Genomic DNA, 15,267 nt, shown 5'->3' with positions numbered 1-15,267 from the left:
AGGGCGGTAAAGGCTTGATTGCGGGAGGTTTTCCCTGGGAGGATATAGAAGATTAACAGGAGGAGTGCAGCTAAGACTTGAGGGGTTGAACGAATGAGTGATCGATTAAGCAAAGCTAAGCGCAGACTGATCCTGACGGCCAAGTGGGTGCTGAATTATTGGTATATTCTGCTCATACCTTATTTAGTGGTGGGTTATGGGCTGTATTATTGGGCCAACAACTACCTGGATGTCATCGTGTGGGTAACCGGGCCGGATGCGAGCGGGGGATGGAAGCATTTTATGCTATCTTTTGTGGGGATTCCTGTCCTGCTGCTGGCAGTCGCGTACTGGTTCGTGCCTCTGGTGGCTGTGGTTATCTTGTATGCTGCATGGCTAATCTCTGGCAAAAGGTCGGGAAGCCCGAGTATGAAAGGGTATTTGGAGGAGCTGTCTCAATAAGCCGGGTACATATGGATATGAATAGGGGGAAGTTCGATGGAAAAGAACGAATTTGTTGAATTCACAGCCCTGACTAACTATCTTAAAGAACTTGGCATCAATCCAGCAGAGTACTTGAGTAGAGAAGAATTGAAGAGATATACAGAAGTGGGAGAAGCATATTTAGGAATGTCCAATGAGACGTTTAGGGATGAGCTGAAAGCCGTGATTATGGGGATGGTGGAGCGGCACTTGAGGTAGGGAGTGTAGTTTATTTTATGGGGAAGCGGAGAGGAGCGGTTGATATGAGTAATCAGCATCCTGCGGAGCCCAACAACACACCTAAAATTAAATTGGGGCGGGCCATCCAAGTCAGGCTTGTCTCTGTTCTGAAGAAATCACAGGAGTATTACAGCCATGTACTTGGTTGTACAATCGACGGCTGGGGCCATGCTGAGAGAGATGATAGGGTGTTCCTTTTGCAGCAGGCTTCTTCTATAAATGGGTGTAAAACCGAACGCAGTCGCGTAAAAGCGCTCCGATTACCCAACCGAATGGGAAGGTCCGGATTATGCGTGGGACTCTTTTATAAGCATATCATGGGAAGGGTTGGACGCTTTCGTAGAGGAAGTACGGGAGAAAGGTGGAATTATATCCAGAGCCATTCACTGGCTCTCATGGAGGCTGGGAGTTCAAGAACGCATGTATTCAGGATCCGGACGGATATAACCTGGTGTTGGGCGCTATGCGTGTGATCAATGCGGATAGTAGCAAGTAAGTAATACTGCTGATTTAGACGTGAAATCAAGGATAAAAAGAATTGGGACAGATCCTCCGAGGGAGGGCTGTCTCTTTTTTGTATGTCTGTGTTTGTTAGGTTACCAGTGTGATGCCGGCACTCTTCTGTAGAAATATGGAAGGTATGGGGTTATGGCACATAGAATTATATAAAAGGAGTATGGTTCGAATGCTTACTTACGATTGCGGAATTCAAGTTAGTTTATTGGTGTGAAAATCCGAGACCTTAAGGGATGCGGGAAAAGTGGAGATTAAAAAAGCAATTAGAAGAGATTTAAAATTTTATTTATATGCACATAACAACAGGCATAATCAACAATTTGAATACAAGAGAGTTAGATGAAATATTCACAAACTAATTGAAAGGAAAGTTCTTAGATGAATTGGTTACAAGGCGGACCATTTTTTGAGCTCAGTTTTATTATTGAAGATATTGAACCGCTTTATCAGACAATTATTAGATTAGTAAATTCATCAAAAATCAAAATAGTACTACATAATACCCCAGAATTTATTGAAGAGTTCTACCATGGGTATCCCTTTGATGAAGATAAGCCTGAAGATAGGATTGTAAATCAAATAAGTTTAAATCTAACTTTTTATTTAAATAGAACACGACATTCATTATTATTGTTGAACGAATTAATACCAATCTACTTTGTTTTTCGATTTGTTTTTATGGATCAGAGTTAGATGCACCAGAATGGCAACAGATCGGTATCGGGCAAGCGGAACATTACGAGTATTATAGTTTACTTCGAGACTTCTACAATGAGTTTCATTTTATAATCGGGGGAAGTGCAATCGAAGAGGATGTTAAGGCCTTCTTTGATACTAATGAATGTTGGCCCGATAATAGTTACTCATTAGAGAATGTAACTGCTGAACGAGTGAATGATAGTGTGAGCAACTTTAACCAAGTAATAGTAAATAACAAACTAAATTTAATAGCGCAACTAGATATTAAGAATAAGTATTTGAAAGAACTTTACGAAGGATTTGAAATATATCTTTAAGTAGCTCACGGAAGGCGAATACTTCATCTAACACAATATTCACGCATCGGGCATACGCCCTCGGTCCGGCTCGAGCTTAGAAGAGGAATCGTAGAGGCATTTCAGTATCGGGGGAGCGTAAGCAGCCGGACAACCCTCACTGGCTAAGTCCGTTGGACCCGCGCTTGAGTATTTAAGCCAGTGAGGGTTCGCGAATACAAGAGAGTTATCGGAAATCCTCAGAATTAATTGATAGGAGAGAGCTATGAAAGACCTGCTGGAGCTATTAAAGAACATAAACAAAAGGATATATTTGCTGTCACTTGTTTTTGTCGTGATCATCAACTTAGGGTTGTTAAAGGGATTTTCCAACCAAAAGGAGAGGTTACTCACAAGTGGAATGAAAGTGCTTTATAGTTCGTGGAGTTTGATACTTATTATAATTGTGTTAGTGAGTATCTTGAAGCTGCTGCAAGTTAGTGACCGAAAATCACGCGATAGAATAAAAGAGCATTTATACTCCCCCTTCAATTATGAAACGGAAGGGGATTTTGTAAATCTTAGTGTACATAGATACTATCAGGATGAGATTAAAAATGGGATCTTGGAAATAATTGAAGTTAAATTAAATAATACTTCAAAAGAAGATATCGAACTGATACGTGGTTTCGTTTATTTCTATAAAGATAAGACAAGGATCAAGACTTTAAACGTTGAACTCTACAATCTTCGTGGTGGGTTTAGTGAGAGAATATTTCTAAGCGACAACAATGATACAAATCATTTGTTGGATTGGGATTCTTTTGAACTATTTGTTTCTGAGTTAACAACAAAACAAAGTCGCATCCAGAATTCATATTTTAGAAGTAAGCTTTATATAAAAACACACTACTTCATTTTAAACTATGAGAAGTTTGTTGATCATAAATTCCTTGGTATTCGGTTGAATTATAACTTAGCTTGGATAAAGAGGGTTCTTAACACAGAAGTAGTACCAAGAATTACTTTCTTTTATAAAAGAAAAAAATATTACATCGGTGAGTCTCCTTCTCTAATAAAGGAACTGGTTTCTTTGTTACAAAGATTTATTGCTTTCACAATAATTTATTTTCTATTGTTTCTAGTATCTATATTGGTTCTTTATGCGGTTATTGATGTCATAAGGTTACTAATGGAATTGGCCAGGCTATGGTTTCCGTTAATTTCGAGGGTTGTTCAGGGAGCCTGAGGGCATCCGATAACACCGCATTCATGCATCGGAGCCTTGCTGCTCCTCGGTCCGTAAGGGCATTTCTGAGATGTGTTTCAGCGGGACAACCCTGCACCGACTAAGCGCGCTGCGCCCGGCCTTTCGGTCTTAAGTCGGTGAGAGTTCGTGAATGCAAGAACGTTATATGACAGTACGATGAAATATAGGAGGCAACAAAAAGTGCTTACTAATAAAGAGTATAAAGAGCTAATTGAGAAGAGATATGGAAAACCTTTAAAAGAAGTGATGTATGAACTAGTAGTAGATCGAAACTTAGACCAGTGGGATGGTTCAAAAGAATTGGGGATATCGAAAGAATTATTTGTCAAATGGAGAACAGAATTCCGTCTGGGACCTTACCAACGAAGTGCTGATTTAGCTGAAAAAAGACAGATTGAAAAAATTGCACAGTATAAGGAAGAATTAATGAGTATAGACCTCAACAGGGAGTTTATTTATCAAGATGAAGAATCCTTAAGGGGATTTAAAGAGATTATAGAACGAATGTTGGAATTAGAAAAGCAAAGAGGAATAATGTTGACTAAAGACGCCTCTTCAAATCTTTCAATGATTATTCATACAGGAGTTCTAGAAGCAATAATTGATTATATTGCACAATACGAAGAGAAGAAACTAATTAAAAAGTATGATTTTGATTTAGAATGGCTCTTACAAGACATGTAGGATGGTTCAGTGCACCGTCATATAACATCATATTCACGCATCGGGCATACGCCCTCGGTCCGGCAGAGGATTTCGGGGGAGCAGAGGCTGCCGGACACACCTGGCATTCGCCAGGCGTCGTGAATACAGGAACGTTATGCGAAACCTGTGCGAGGAGCAATATGTATGAACAAAGTAGCTGAATTTCTCCGACCTTATAAAGCAATTTATAAGAGATGTTTATCTTACTTCACTAAGAATTGGGATCTTGAAAATTTCCCTATAGAATACCGAAAACAAGAAATGAGTGATCTTACTGGAACGCATTTAACGATGTATCCGTGGGAGGCAAGGATTATTAACTGGTTTTGGATGAATGGTGACGGTCATTCAAAAGAGGAAGCATATAAAAACTTAGAGGAGAGATTTAAGAAACATGTTTCTAAAGGACGTGAGATACCACGTCCAGGGACTAGAATGACTCTTACTTTTGCAAGTAGTGATAAGATTGAACACCTTGATGAGGAAACAGTGGAATTCTTCAGAATTGTTTTTAATATGGACTATCATGGGATGTTCATTTCGGATGAGTCCTCTATATATGATTTTTGTTGGTCAGACGAATTAATTGAAGAGAAAGCCAAAATTATTAATCAACACTATGGTATAGAGATAAATAAAATTGAAGGGCTAAGAATCGCTGATATCCTTGGGCGAATCAAAGAGGGTACAGGCATCGCATAACACCGCATTCACGCGTCGGTCGCTGTCGCTCCCTCGATCTGCTGGGGGTTTCGGGAAGAGGATTCAGGGGCAACACCTGCGAGGCTAAGTCTTCGACCCGGCAAGGCGATCACTTTGTTTGATCGCCATGGCTGCTTAAGCCTCTCGGGTTCGTGAATGCGTAAGACGTTATCGGAAATCCTCGGAAAGAGTGAAGAAAATGAAAAATGTTAAAAAATCAACCGATCTCATTTACTATAAGATTTATAAGAATAATGTATCAGGTTCAGATTATTGGAACTGGGCTTATAAACTATTAGAAACCGGAATTGAATCAAACCAATTATATATGCTCGCCTCAATGAATGAATCAGAGAATGAATTTAAGTATCAAGATTACTTTCAAAGAACCCTAAATGATTTGAATATTAATAAGCCAGAATTTGAAGAATGTGCGAGAATATTTGTTGGAGAACTTTGCCTAGAAATTCTCAATAATTCACGTAATTTATTTGATGTAGTTAAAGATATATTTAAAGTATCGGTTGAATTAGAGCATCCACTATATCTCTCCAATGGATCGAGTTAGATGATGGAATTGACAGGATTATATATAACGATGAATATTACAAACCGAATGAACAAGACTTAAAAGTAGAAATATATAAAGAAGCAAAGAAATTCCTGGAAACTCAAGAAGTCGTGGACATCCGATAACACCGGATTCACGCGGCGGGCCTGACGGCCCTTGGTCTGCCGAGGCATTTCGAGGAAGTGGAATCAGCAGACAACCCTGCGAGGCTAAGTGGCAAAGCCACCCGGCCCTAACGTGCCTTAAACCTCTCGGGTTCGTGAATACAAGAACGTTATGTGAAATCCCCCTAGAAACTAAAAAAAGGAGACCTCTATGATTAGAATATATAGCGATCTTAAAGATTCAACAAAAAAAATGATAAACAATAAAATTAATGATTACTTAGATATTTATATGGATTTTTATAGGAATTTAGGTCCAGAAGAGGGTTTTTCATCATTTTTCCCACGATTAATATGGATAGAGAAACAAGACAAATGTATCCAAACAATGATTGAGTTGGATGCTTGGACCTCGGATGATCATTTACATAGACTAAAACCAATTCACGAAATGGCTCTATTTAGATTATTATGTTTTACTCAAGATTACTGGAAAGATCATGGCATGCATGTGGGCGAAAATTATGAAGACGAAGAGCAAACAGATGATGAATATATCATGGATAATTTGGATGATATAGATTTGTACCTACACATACTTTTTCAAGATCACGATTTCAGGTGGGTAGCTCAGTATACTCAGGAATTCATGAAGGATCCTTATGATTTCGAGAATAGAATGAATATTAATCTTGACGAATATACTGATCTTATGCCTAATGATATCAGAGAAGAATATCTTAACATTAAAAAATCGTTATATCCCTCTGATATCTCAATTAACAAGAGCGGAGGAGAAATCTTAAGTTTTGAAGATTTCATATTTCATATAGATAGAATTATGGAATACTTTTCACATTCGATTACTTTAAAAGGTGCCTATAAATTGTTGTGGAATGAAGATGGGTCAGCTAAGAACGAGAAAAGTGCTCAACAACTTTTAGATTTCATTAGTCGGTTCTATTGTGAGAATAACAATATAGATATAACACCAGAAGCTGCAACTGGAACAGGGCCTGTAGATTTTAAATTCTCTTACGGGAATGATTTTAAAGTGATTGCCGAAATAAAGAGAGGATATAACAACCTAAAACATGGTCTGGAGAAACAAACTATTCAATATATGTTATCAGAGAAAGTGACAATGGCATATTTCGTTGTAATAATACAGTATGATAATGAACTAAATAAAAGTCAAAAGATGATTGATTCAGCAATATCTATTAAATCAGAGAGAGGCTTGACCATCAAGCCTATAATAATTGATGCAAGGCAAAATAAGCAATCAGCTTCAAAGACATTTTAAGAAAATTCTAAGAAGTAAGGGGACATCACATAACACCGTATTCACGCTGCGTCGCTATCGCTCCTTGGTCCGGCCGAAGTAGGAAGCGGTTTCTGAGAAGTAACAGGGAAAACAATTCAGCCGGACAACCTTCACTGCCTAACCGCGTCGCGGCAGTTCCCTCCGGTCACTTAAGGCAGTGAAGGTTCGTGAACACAAAAACGTTAGATGAAATTGCCGGACATATAGAAAGATAGAAGGTGATCTAGTGCAAAGAGATAAGAGCCTTATTAACTTCTCTTCAGTCATAGGCCAATCCGTTACTGAAGTTAATCGAATGTATCCAATAATAATACTTGATGATGACATCTAACTATGGAATGCCCTTGGAGGCTACGGACTAACAATAGAATAGTTGTAGGACAACCGGAAACAGAAATAGTAGATAAGAGGCAACAAGCATTTTTAGAATTAGAGAGGGCCCTGATAGGAAACATAATTAAAGACATTATTCACTTTGAAGACATTTCAGATCTTATTGTGGTATTTGACAGAGATGTCTTTCTTGATTTGTTTCATGATAGTTCTTGGTATGAGGGATGGCAACTTCAAGGACCAGGTCAATTTTTTGTAGTCTCCACACCAGGTGGTGGCTACTCGCATTGGAAGAATGATTAAAGTTGATTTGCGAGCAAATTCAAAGAAGTCGCCCACTTCATCTAACACCATATTCTCNCAAATTCAAAGAAGTCGCCCACTTCATCTAACACCATATTCTCGCATCGGGCCATCCGGCCCTCGGTCCCCCTAAGATAAGAACTATCTAAGGGGGATCGACGTCGTGAATACAAAGACGTTATCTGCAATAAATGCTTAAGAGAACAATCAACAAGGATGTATAGAATATGGAGGTCATAGACGAAACGGATTCGGAACCGAAGCTTACCCCGTGGGAAAGCGAAGAGGCAATTCGAGGAGGGCATTTACTACAGATAACACCATATTCATGCATCGGGCCATCCGGCCCTCGGTCCGGCAGAAGGATTTCGGGGAAGTGAAAGCAGCCGGGCAACCCTGCACGGCTAAGTCCGTCGGACCCGCGCTTGCGCGCTTAAGCCAGTGAGGGTTCGTGAACACAAGAATGTTATCGGAAATCACTTAAGAACGGAAGAGAAGAGGAAAACATATGAAACCGTTAGAATTGAATAATGAAGATGCAAATGAAACCCTTCAAATACTAGAGAAATTTGAATTGCAATTCAGTAAATTTGAAGAAGATACTAGAAGTGAAAACATAATTCAAATAATTCTTAGAGGTCATTTGTACATTGAACATGAACTTAAGCAAATTTTAGAAAAAAGCCTAGCTCATCCAGAAATGCTCGGAGATAGACTTAAATTCTCCGATTTTACTAGACTTGTGTTTGCAATAGGTGCTTTAGATTTAGAGTATTATAGTGTAATAAATGAACTAAATAAATTTAGAAATAAGTTTGCACATGATTTAAATTTCGTCTTTACAGAGGAACATCTAAATAAACTCGAGGAATGTTTGTCAAATGATTTAAGAGACTACTATCTTAGATCTAAAGAGCAATACAATACTACAATCGATAAAACAAGGAATTTGATTTTTTGGGTATGGCAAACGATAATAGCCGAAAATATAATTCCAAAACATATAAAAGAGAAATTGAATGTTTAAGCAAGAAGAAGTGACTTCCGATAACACCATATTAACGCATCGCAGCCTTATGGCTGCATGGTCCGGCAGAAGTATGAAGCGTGTTCAAAATGGAGAATTTCAATAGCGAGGAAGTATAATCAACCGGACACACCCGCACCACCCAACCGCGTCGCGGCCAGTCGCTTCGCTCCTTTCGGGTGGTGGGGCGTCGTGAATACACGAACGTTATCTGCAATAAATGCTTAAGAGAGCAATTAACAAGGATGTATAGAATATGGAGGTCATAGACGAAGCGGATTCGGAACCGAAGCTTACCCCGTGGGAAAGCGAAGGCATTTCGAAGAAGGCATTTACTACAGATAACACCATATTCGTGCATCGGGCCATCCGGCCCTCGGTCCGGCAGAAGGATTTCGGGGAAGTGAAAGCAGCCGGACAACCCTGCACTGGCTAAGTCCGTCGGACCCGCGCTTGCGCAAGATCTATTAGAATGCCAGCAGCTACGCCTGCCATAAGCCTCTTGGGTTTGAAGATACAAGAACGTTATGTGAGATTTAGCAAAAACGAATTTGCAAGCGAGGTCTGCAGAAATGAAAGTTCTCGGTTTTAGCCATATAACATTGAACGTGAGTAATTTAGAAAGATCACTGGATTTTTATTGTAACTCATTGAAAATGAAGCTCAGGCATAAAGGGAAGACGGATGCCTACCTGGAATGGGGAACAGCTTGGATATGCCTGATACAAGGAAATAATTTAGGAAGCCTAGAACAGGGAAATGCCGGATTAGATCATGTAGCATTTTATATAAGTGAGGAGGACTTTCAAGAAGCGGTAGAGCAAATTAAGAAGTTGAACATAACCATAGTAAGAGGGCCAGTGCAAAGAGGAAGAGGATGGAGTATAAATTTTCTCGACCCGGATGGTATCGAATTGGAACTGCATACTTCGAATTTAGATGAACGGATGAAAGTCTGGATATAGGCGACGCTTAGGAGTGAGATCATGAACATTATAATTAAAGATACAAAAGAAATTGATAAACAAGCCATTCAAGAACTGTTTCACTCTGTGGAGTGGAACTCAGGAGATTTTCCAGATGAACTCAAACAGGCTATAACGAACTCACATTCGGTTATCACTGCATGGGATAACACCAAATTAGTTGGTCTAATCAATGCTTTGTCTGACGGAGTGATGACGGTATACTTCCATTACATGTTAGTTCATGGAGAATATCAATCATTAGGGATCGGAAAGAGAATGATGGAAGAAATGCTTCGCCGATATTCCAATATCAAGACCAAAGTGCTTATTTCTTATGAAAGTGCAGAAGAATTCTATAGAATATTTGGATTTAAGCCAGAGGAAGGGACTCGGGCAATGTTTATTTCAGATGTGGTGTAGGATTTTGGGGTGTGTTGAACAAGATTCCTTTACAAAAGAAGATAATAAGTAATCAGCTTTGGCAGAAAACCCTGCTTGGCTAAAGAGGAAAGAAGGTGTGTTTAGTGAGTTCTTCTCCGAAATTATATGAATTTGAATATTTATTTGAGTGTGATGCTAAGATTGGTGAACCCGATATACCATGGTTCTACTCTGGTGCTACATTTTCAATAAGGAGAGATGAATTTGAAATTGAATTTAGTTTAGTTCCCGAGATCAGCAATGGAGAAATTAAGTTATTACATAAGAGCGGGTTTCAGATCGTTACACTAACATTAGAGAATATTAAAGACATCAGGATATATAGAGATAAGGTGAAAGAAGGCTTACTAATAACTTTTAATGAAGAGAATTTTGTGGAACCTTTAGAAATTCAAACAAGACCAAATATTCGTTTGAAGTGGGGAACGTCGTTAGAGCTTCAGCGATAAATAATACATGTTCAGCAGGGCCTCTCTCAACTAAAGTTAAATCTTCTCATTGCATGTTGTAATCTCAAATGTAAATTTACAAAGTGAAGGTTAGGAGGTTTAGTTTGTTGGAAATTATATTAGGAATCGGTCTTTTTTCATTGATCATACTTATGTGTTTATTTTTTGCTTGTATGTATTTATTAAAAGCATACTATGGTTTTACGGAAAGCAAAGAAGAGAAACAGAACCCCATGATGTCTTGCTATGTATGCGAAAAAAGTATATCAAAGACTGCTAAAATGTGCCCACACTGTGGTGAACACTATGGAGATGCAAATAATACGAGTTATCCAGTATTTGACGTTATTGCGACTTTATTTTTTTTGTTTTTTGCTTTCGCAGCACTAATGTATCTTATAGAGATAATCCAAAAGAATTAAAGCCTCAATATTTAAAGCCCTGAGTGCAATTAAGCTCTCCGGGCTTTATTTAAACAGTACAATAATAGATCTTTATTGAAATCCTCTTACCGCGATATAACAACGCAGCAGTATCGTCCTTTGGCCAGTGTATGTATAATAATGGAAATAGCTTCAAGTGTCTTAAATACAAGACGTAAACGACATAATTACCATATGATTGGAGGTGTTATTTTGGCCACACCTAATAATCGAGTGAAAATCGGCTGGGTCTGGATGACGGTATACTTTGTTCTGCTGGTATTGGGGTGTAACCACGTATATGGATATTCATTAATGGATAGCTTCCTGAATTTTACAGGAATTGGAAGTTGGGCAAAAGAAGGGGACACGGGATTGCATATCACGTCACTTATTATTGTTCCTCTACTGCTGCTAAGCATGATTCAAACTTCCCGCTATTTGGAGGTAAGATATCCAGGGATTTTCTTAACTTTATTTATTTCATCCATGCTTTGGAATGCGATATACCCCAAACTGACAGAGGGTGTTATCAGGGCAAGTGAATTGGTAATAAAGTGATCATTGGCGTTCGGATGACGCTTGTGAATCATGATTGGTTGGATAGTATACGGAAGTAAGAAGAGACTCTCGGGTTCGTAGATCGCTGACATTTTAGGAAATGAGAGGAGGGCTTTAACGTGGAAATCGTATCAGACGTAACTAAATTAGTATCTATAAAGTCCCTCCAATCGACAATACGTAAGTGTGAAAATAGCCTGGTGCAGATGACTCATAAAGGTGCAAGTACTACTTTGATAAATAAACGACTCAAAGCTCTTTATATCGGCTTAGCCATGCTAGAAAACGTTTGGAATCAAAAAGCTCATCATTATGGCCAGGAAGATATTGCAGAGGCTTGTGACACACTAACGGGTCTACTCCCATCAATTGTAAGTGCCTATTCTAAGTCAAAGGGAGGCAGTCCGCAAAGGACACTTTTAGAACGAAGGATTAAAGCTTTGGAATTAGCTGTTCAGGCTATTGATGATTTTTCAAAGGATAACTAATCAGAGGAAGGAGCTGCTATGAAGCATACTATTTTTTGTTCGACTTAGATGGAACTTTGACAGATCCCAAGATAGGAATTTCTAAAGCAGTACAATACGCGTTGTTACAACAAGGCATTACAGAGAATGATTTAACTAAATTACAATGCTTTATTGGGCCTCCATTACACGAGTCTTTTTCACTGTACTATCACATGAATGAGACAGAAGGGGTCTGATTTCCTGAAAGAAAGGAACGATAGAGAAGAGTTTAATCTCCAAAGCAACGTAGAAAAGTGAAGAGAATAAGCATTGTTTTTTTGAGTACCGTTACGATGGTTTTATTTGTAAGTATATTAGTGGGAATGGACTTCATGGGAAGTGCTGCAAGAGAATTATGTGGGATAACTAATTGTTAGAGAAAAAACATTTGGAGAAATGGAAGAAATCATAAACAAAATTTCGGTTGAGAACAGGAGCAGCATAAAAATAACCCTGAGATGAACCATGATTCCCTCAGGGTCATTTTCTAAACTAAAAATCTTGTAGTGTACGTTTGCCTTCTTTATAAGTAAGGATTTGCTGTAGATCTTCGTTGATCCACATCAAATTCTCACTATTGTTCGCCTTCAATTTAAAAACGGTAACTGTAGATACTTCATCGTTATGATGGACTTCGGCAGAATACTTTTTTGAAAAATCACTTTTTTGCAGGTGCATCGGTGATTTGCCGATAATTCTTTTTATCGTTTCTTCATCTAAAGATGTTATTGATTGTCCGGGATAAAGTAAGACAAAGTCCTTGCTTGAATCGGAAACTTCTGATTTCCAATATTGATCTAGAATAACTACGAAGGACTTCCCTTTTTTATTAACCAAGTATCCATACATATGTGGAGAGGTACGGACTAAGTCGGTCGTAAAACTATCTACCCTTTTCACTTCTTCTGCCTTAAAGTAATCCTTTACTTGATTTATTTTTGGTTCATCGTTCCTTGAATAGAATACATCTAATAACATTTTGTACGGTGGCCTTATGGAAAAAAGTGGAACCAGAATCACCAGTAGTATAACAGTAACTGACAATTACCCTCTTGTTATTCATGGATATTAATCCCACCCTCCAACCAAATAGCGAGTAAGTATTAGTTACAATTCAGGCGTATTATTACATGTCCCAATTCATTTGTCGATATAAATGAATACTTTTACTGAATCATTTGAGAGATGAACAAGGAGTTTAAAGGATAAACATAACAGCTTGGCGAAACTTACGAAGAATTAATGGATTTGTCTAATTCTGAAATGAACGGAGTTGAGATATATGATTTTAGGCCTTTATGAAGCTCATTTACCAGTGAGCAATAAGGATAGATCGATAGAATTTTATTCAAAGTTGGGGCTGGAACTTGCTTGGCAGGATGAGGACACGGCATTCTTTTGGATCGAGAAGGAAAAGAGTCAGTTAGGTCTTTGGGAAGGAGAGCAATATAAAATACCCTATCATCCCTCTGTAAGACATATAGCGTTCAGAGTGGGCTATGAAGAACTCAAAGATAGTGTAAATTGGCTGAATTCAATCCATATAGAACCTGTACCTTTTGGAAAAAGAAGTTCCGTAGAACCTTTCGTCCGCCCTCATCAAGGGAATGCTTCTGTATATTTCAATGACCCGGACGGGAACAGTCTGGAATTAATGTGTTATGTTCAAGTGCCTGAAAGACTGAGAACAATAACAGAGAAGGTATCGCTTAAGGATTGGGAGAAGATGATAGAGGATGAGAATAGCATACAAAATAATTAGTATAGTATGTACAATCTTAATATTTGCAGGAATAGTGTGGGCTTCAAAGACTGAGTACTCAAGTGAGTCAGTTAGAATCATGGATATTGGTAAGGATAACTTAGTAGTCAGGAGTCAAAGCGGACAAACAATGACATTTGAGCTGAAAGAGAGCCTTGATAAGACAATAGTAAAGGGTCAGAACTATCAAATTCAGATTTATAAGAAAAGATGGGGAAATCCAACCTTGCAGAGTATCAAATCTATACAATAATATAAGTCGCTAGAGAAGATATACAAAAACAAAACATAATAAAGTAGGTTGAGTCAGGATGTTTAGGAACACCTTTTTTCAGAATAAATATTTGAATACCTTGATTCTTGCAGGGAGCCTTGTCTACGCCTTGATCATGATCAAGCTGCTCTTCCTGCGGGGGACGACCTATTATAACAGCTCGTATCAGAACTATAATCTGATCCCTTTTAAGACCATAAAGCAGTATGCGCTACACCGAGAACATTACAATCTGGATACGTGGGTTAAAAATCTTTTTGGCAACATTATTCTGTTCATCCCCTTGGGCGTGATATTTCCGCTCCTGAATACAAGGTATCTTAGAACAATTCCCTTTTTGCTAGTAGTAATACTTGTATTATTAGCAGTTGAACTGATACAGCTATTCACAAAGGTCGGTAGTTTCGATGTAGATGATATTATATTGAACACATTTGGTGCACTAATTGGATTTGTAGCAACAGTTGCAGCGTTAAGATCGAGAAAATAGGGAGGGCTATTTCAGCCATGCAGCGGATAAAATTCATGTATAAGCTTTTCTTAAGTGAGCCTCTATGGTTTAAAACATTGATCCTAGCCATGCTGCTTATTTCAATTATCTTTAGCAATTCATATTTTAATGATTATTATAGAAGCTGTTCTAAATTAGCTGCGGCAGTCTTCTTTGGTGCCTATGGTATCAAATTTAGGAGGAATACGCAGATCTTTGTACTCTTCTTGGCTTTAGCAGTTATATGTATATATTTATCATGGAGCAATATCTCTTGAACAGTAACAAGCCTGGGAAGCGATGAGCGTGGATAAATTAATATCTCTTTTAGAAAATGAGCATGTGGACGTTAATATGTGAACCACAGGTTCAAACTGCATTCACAGAATTAATTGGATTCTTGAGGGTTCACTTGTATAAGTGAGTGGAGGCTTTGTAGGTTGTACACTAAATCGTAAAGGACAAACCCATGAACAAGTCAATTAACAAATATTTATACTACCTGGGAACAGGTGTCATCTTATTCTTTGCCCTCTATATCATCGCAACAAATCTATTAGAGAAAACTTACTATACGTTATATGTCAATGAGAAAATGACAGGTGAATTTAGAAAGGTCGAGGGACTGGAAGATTCCAAAGGCCAAATTAATATGTATAACTACAACGTCCCAGGGTTCGGGTTACAGAATAAAAAAATAAATGTGTTAGTTACAAAAACAGCTCCCCTGTATATTCTATTCAATCAAAAGACTCAAGAAATTGAGTATGTAACAGACAATGTCAAGAAGCTGAATGAGTATCTGAGAAACTAATTCAGGTCATCTATTCGGACGACGATATGTTTATGAAGATTAG

General features: G+C 38.3%; 22 protein-coding genes and 1 pseudogene. 22 read left to right on the top strand and 1 reads right to left on the bottom strand.

Annotated elements, in window-relative coordinates; all coding sequences use genetic code 11:
• Nucleotides 1-93: 93 nt before the first annotated feature.
• From EJP77_RS18730 to EJP77_RS18650, 19 genes and pseudogenes are all read left to right on the top strand, one after another.
• Nucleotides 94-441 (top strand): hypothetical protein, encoded by a 348-nt coding sequence (locus EJP77_RS18730; RefSeq protein ID WP_127200791.1) that lies wholly within the window; start codon nt 94-96, stop codon nt 439-441.
• Nucleotides 442-477: 36 nt separating this feature from the next.
• A complete protein-coding gene (locus tag EJP77_RS18725) occupies nt 478-681 on the top strand; it encodes a hypothetical protein (protein WP_127200790.1) in 204 nt (67 codons plus the stop codon).
• 382 nt (nt 682-1,063) lie between these two features.
• Nucleotides 1,064-1,198 carry a hypothetical protein gene (locus EJP77_RS21040; RefSeq protein WP_281278506.1) on the top strand — a complete coding sequence of 45 codons (135 nt, stop codon included), beginning with the start codon at nt 1,064-1,066 and terminating at the stop codon, nt 1,196-1,198.
• A gap of 398 nt (nt 1,199-1,596) precedes the next feature.
• Nucleotides 1,597-1,911 (top strand): hypothetical protein, encoded by a 315-nt coding sequence (locus EJP77_RS18720; protein ID WP_127200789.1) that lies wholly within the window; start codon nt 1,597-1,599, stop codon nt 1,909-1,911.
• A gap of 567 nt (nt 1,912-2,478) precedes the next feature.
• The gene (locus EJP77_RS18715; protein ID WP_127200788.1) at nt 2,479-3,441 is read left to right on the top strand and encodes a hypothetical protein; all 963 of its coding nucleotides are present in this window, start codon (nt 2,479-2,481) and stop codon (nt 3,439-3,441) included.
• 201 nt (nt 3,442-3,642) lie between these two features.
• The gene (locus EJP77_RS18710; protein ID WP_127200787.1) at nt 3,643-4,146 is read left to right on the top strand and encodes a hypothetical protein; all 504 of its coding nucleotides are present in this window, start codon (nt 3,643-3,645) and stop codon (nt 4,144-4,146) included.
• 165 nt (nt 4,147-4,311) lie between these two features.
• Nucleotides 4,312-4,869 carry a hypothetical protein gene (locus EJP77_RS18705; protein WP_127200786.1) on the top strand — a complete coding sequence of 186 codons (558 nt, stop codon included), beginning with the start codon at nt 4,312-4,314 and terminating at the stop codon, nt 4,867-4,869.
• Between the two features lie 199 nt (nt 4,870-5,068).
• A complete protein-coding gene (locus tag EJP77_RS18700; RefSeq protein WP_127200785.1) occupies nt 5,069-5,437 on the top strand; it encodes a hypothetical protein in 369 nt (122 codons plus the stop codon).
• Nucleotides 5,438-5,755: 318 nt separating this feature from the next.
• A complete protein-coding gene (locus tag EJP77_RS18695) occupies nt 5,756-6,850 on the top strand; it encodes a hypothetical protein (RefSeq protein WP_127200784.1) in 1,095 nt (364 codons plus the stop codon).
• 354 nt (nt 6,851-7,204) lie between these two features.
• Entirely contained in the window at nt 7,205-7,507 is a 303-nt protein-coding gene (locus tag EJP77_RS21110; RefSeq protein ID WP_221886024.1) for a DUF6188 family protein, read from the top strand.
• 508 nt (nt 7,508-8,015) lie between these two features.
• Entirely contained in the window at nt 8,016-8,534 is a 519-nt protein-coding gene (locus EJP77_RS18690) for a hypothetical protein (protein ID WP_127200783.1), read from the top strand.
• Nucleotides 8,535-8,790: 256 nt separating this feature from the next.
• Nucleotides 8,791-8,970 carry a hypothetical protein gene (locus EJP77_RS18685; RefSeq protein WP_127200782.1) on the top strand — a complete coding sequence of 60 codons (180 nt, stop codon included), beginning with the start codon at nt 8,791-8,793 and terminating at the stop codon, nt 8,968-8,970.
• Nucleotides 8,971-9,106: 136 nt separating this feature from the next.
• Entirely contained in the window at nt 9,107-9,499 is a 393-nt protein-coding gene (locus EJP77_RS18680; RefSeq protein ID WP_127200781.1) for a VOC family protein, read from the top strand.
• A 21-nt stretch (nt 9,500-9,520) separates the two neighbouring features.
• The gene (locus EJP77_RS18675) at nt 9,521-9,922 is read left to right on the top strand and encodes a GNAT family N-acetyltransferase (RefSeq protein ID WP_127200780.1); all 402 of its coding nucleotides are present in this window, start codon (nt 9,521-9,523) and stop codon (nt 9,920-9,922) included.
• Nucleotides 9,923-10,026: 104 nt separating this feature from the next.
• Nucleotides 10,027-10,392, top strand: coding sequence for a hypothetical protein (locus EJP77_RS18670; protein ID WP_127200779.1), 366 nt, complete (start codon nt 10,027-10,029; stop codon nt 10,390-10,392).
• A gap of 107 nt (nt 10,393-10,499) precedes the next feature.
• Complete coding sequence (locus tag EJP77_RS18665) at nt 10,500-10,814, top strand: hypothetical protein (RefSeq protein WP_127200778.1); 315 nt, start codon at nt 10,500-10,502, stop codon at nt 10,812-10,814.
• Nucleotides 10,815-11,027: 213 nt separating this feature from the next.
• On the top strand, nt 11,028-11,375 hold the full coding sequence (locus EJP77_RS18660) for a hypothetical protein (protein WP_127200777.1): 348 nt from the start codon (nt 11,028-11,030) through the stop codon (nt 11,373-11,375).
• A 119-nt stretch (nt 11,376-11,494) separates the two neighbouring features.
• Nucleotides 11,495-11,863, top strand: a complete 369-nt coding sequence (locus EJP77_RS18655) for a hypothetical protein (RefSeq protein WP_127200776.1) — start codon at nt 11,495-11,497, stop codon at nt 11,861-11,863.
• Nucleotides 11,863-12,072, top strand: a pseudogene (locus tag EJP77_RS18650) (HAD hydrolase-like protein); the annotation flags it as partial. The gene EJP77_RS18655 and the pseudogene EJP77_RS18650, both read left to right, overlap by 1 nt.
• Nucleotides 12,073-12,376: 304 nt before the next feature.
• Here the strand turns inward: EJP77_RS18650 and EJP77_RS18645 are convergent.
• On the bottom strand, nt 12,377-12,862 hold the full coding sequence (locus tag EJP77_RS18645; protein WP_185897399.1) for a hypothetical protein: 486 nt from the start codon (nt 12,860-12,862) through the stop codon (nt 12,377-12,379).
• Nucleotides 12,863-13,166: 304 nt separating this feature from the next.
• Here EJP77_RS18645 and EJP77_RS18640 point away from each other — a divergent pair, with 304 nt between their 5' ends.
• The 3 genes from EJP77_RS18640 (at nt 13,167) to EJP77_RS18630 (ending at nt 15,224) form a co-directional block, all read left to right on the top strand.
• Entirely contained in the window at nt 13,167-13,646 is a 480-nt protein-coding gene (locus tag EJP77_RS18640) for a VOC family protein (protein ID WP_127200774.1), read from the top strand.
• A gap of 311 nt (nt 13,647-13,957) precedes the next feature.
• A complete protein-coding gene (locus tag EJP77_RS18635; RefSeq protein ID WP_127200773.1) occupies nt 13,958-14,410 on the top strand; it encodes a VanZ family protein in 453 nt (150 codons plus the stop codon).
• A gap of 469 nt (nt 14,411-14,879) precedes the next feature.
• Nucleotides 14,880-15,224 (top strand): hypothetical protein, encoded by a 345-nt coding sequence (locus EJP77_RS18630; protein ID WP_127200772.1) that lies wholly within the window; start codon nt 14,880-14,882, stop codon nt 15,222-15,224.
• Nucleotides 15,225-15,267 lie beyond the last annotated feature (43 nt).

It is taken from the genome of Paenibacillus zeisoli, from assembly GCF_003994465.1.
Lineage (GTDB): Bacteria > Bacillota > Bacilli > Paenibacillales > Paenibacillaceae > Fontibacillus > Fontibacillus zeisoli.
The sequence above is the reverse complement of the archived record's forward strand: the minus strand, read 5'-3'. Positions and strand labels throughout refer to the sequence as shown.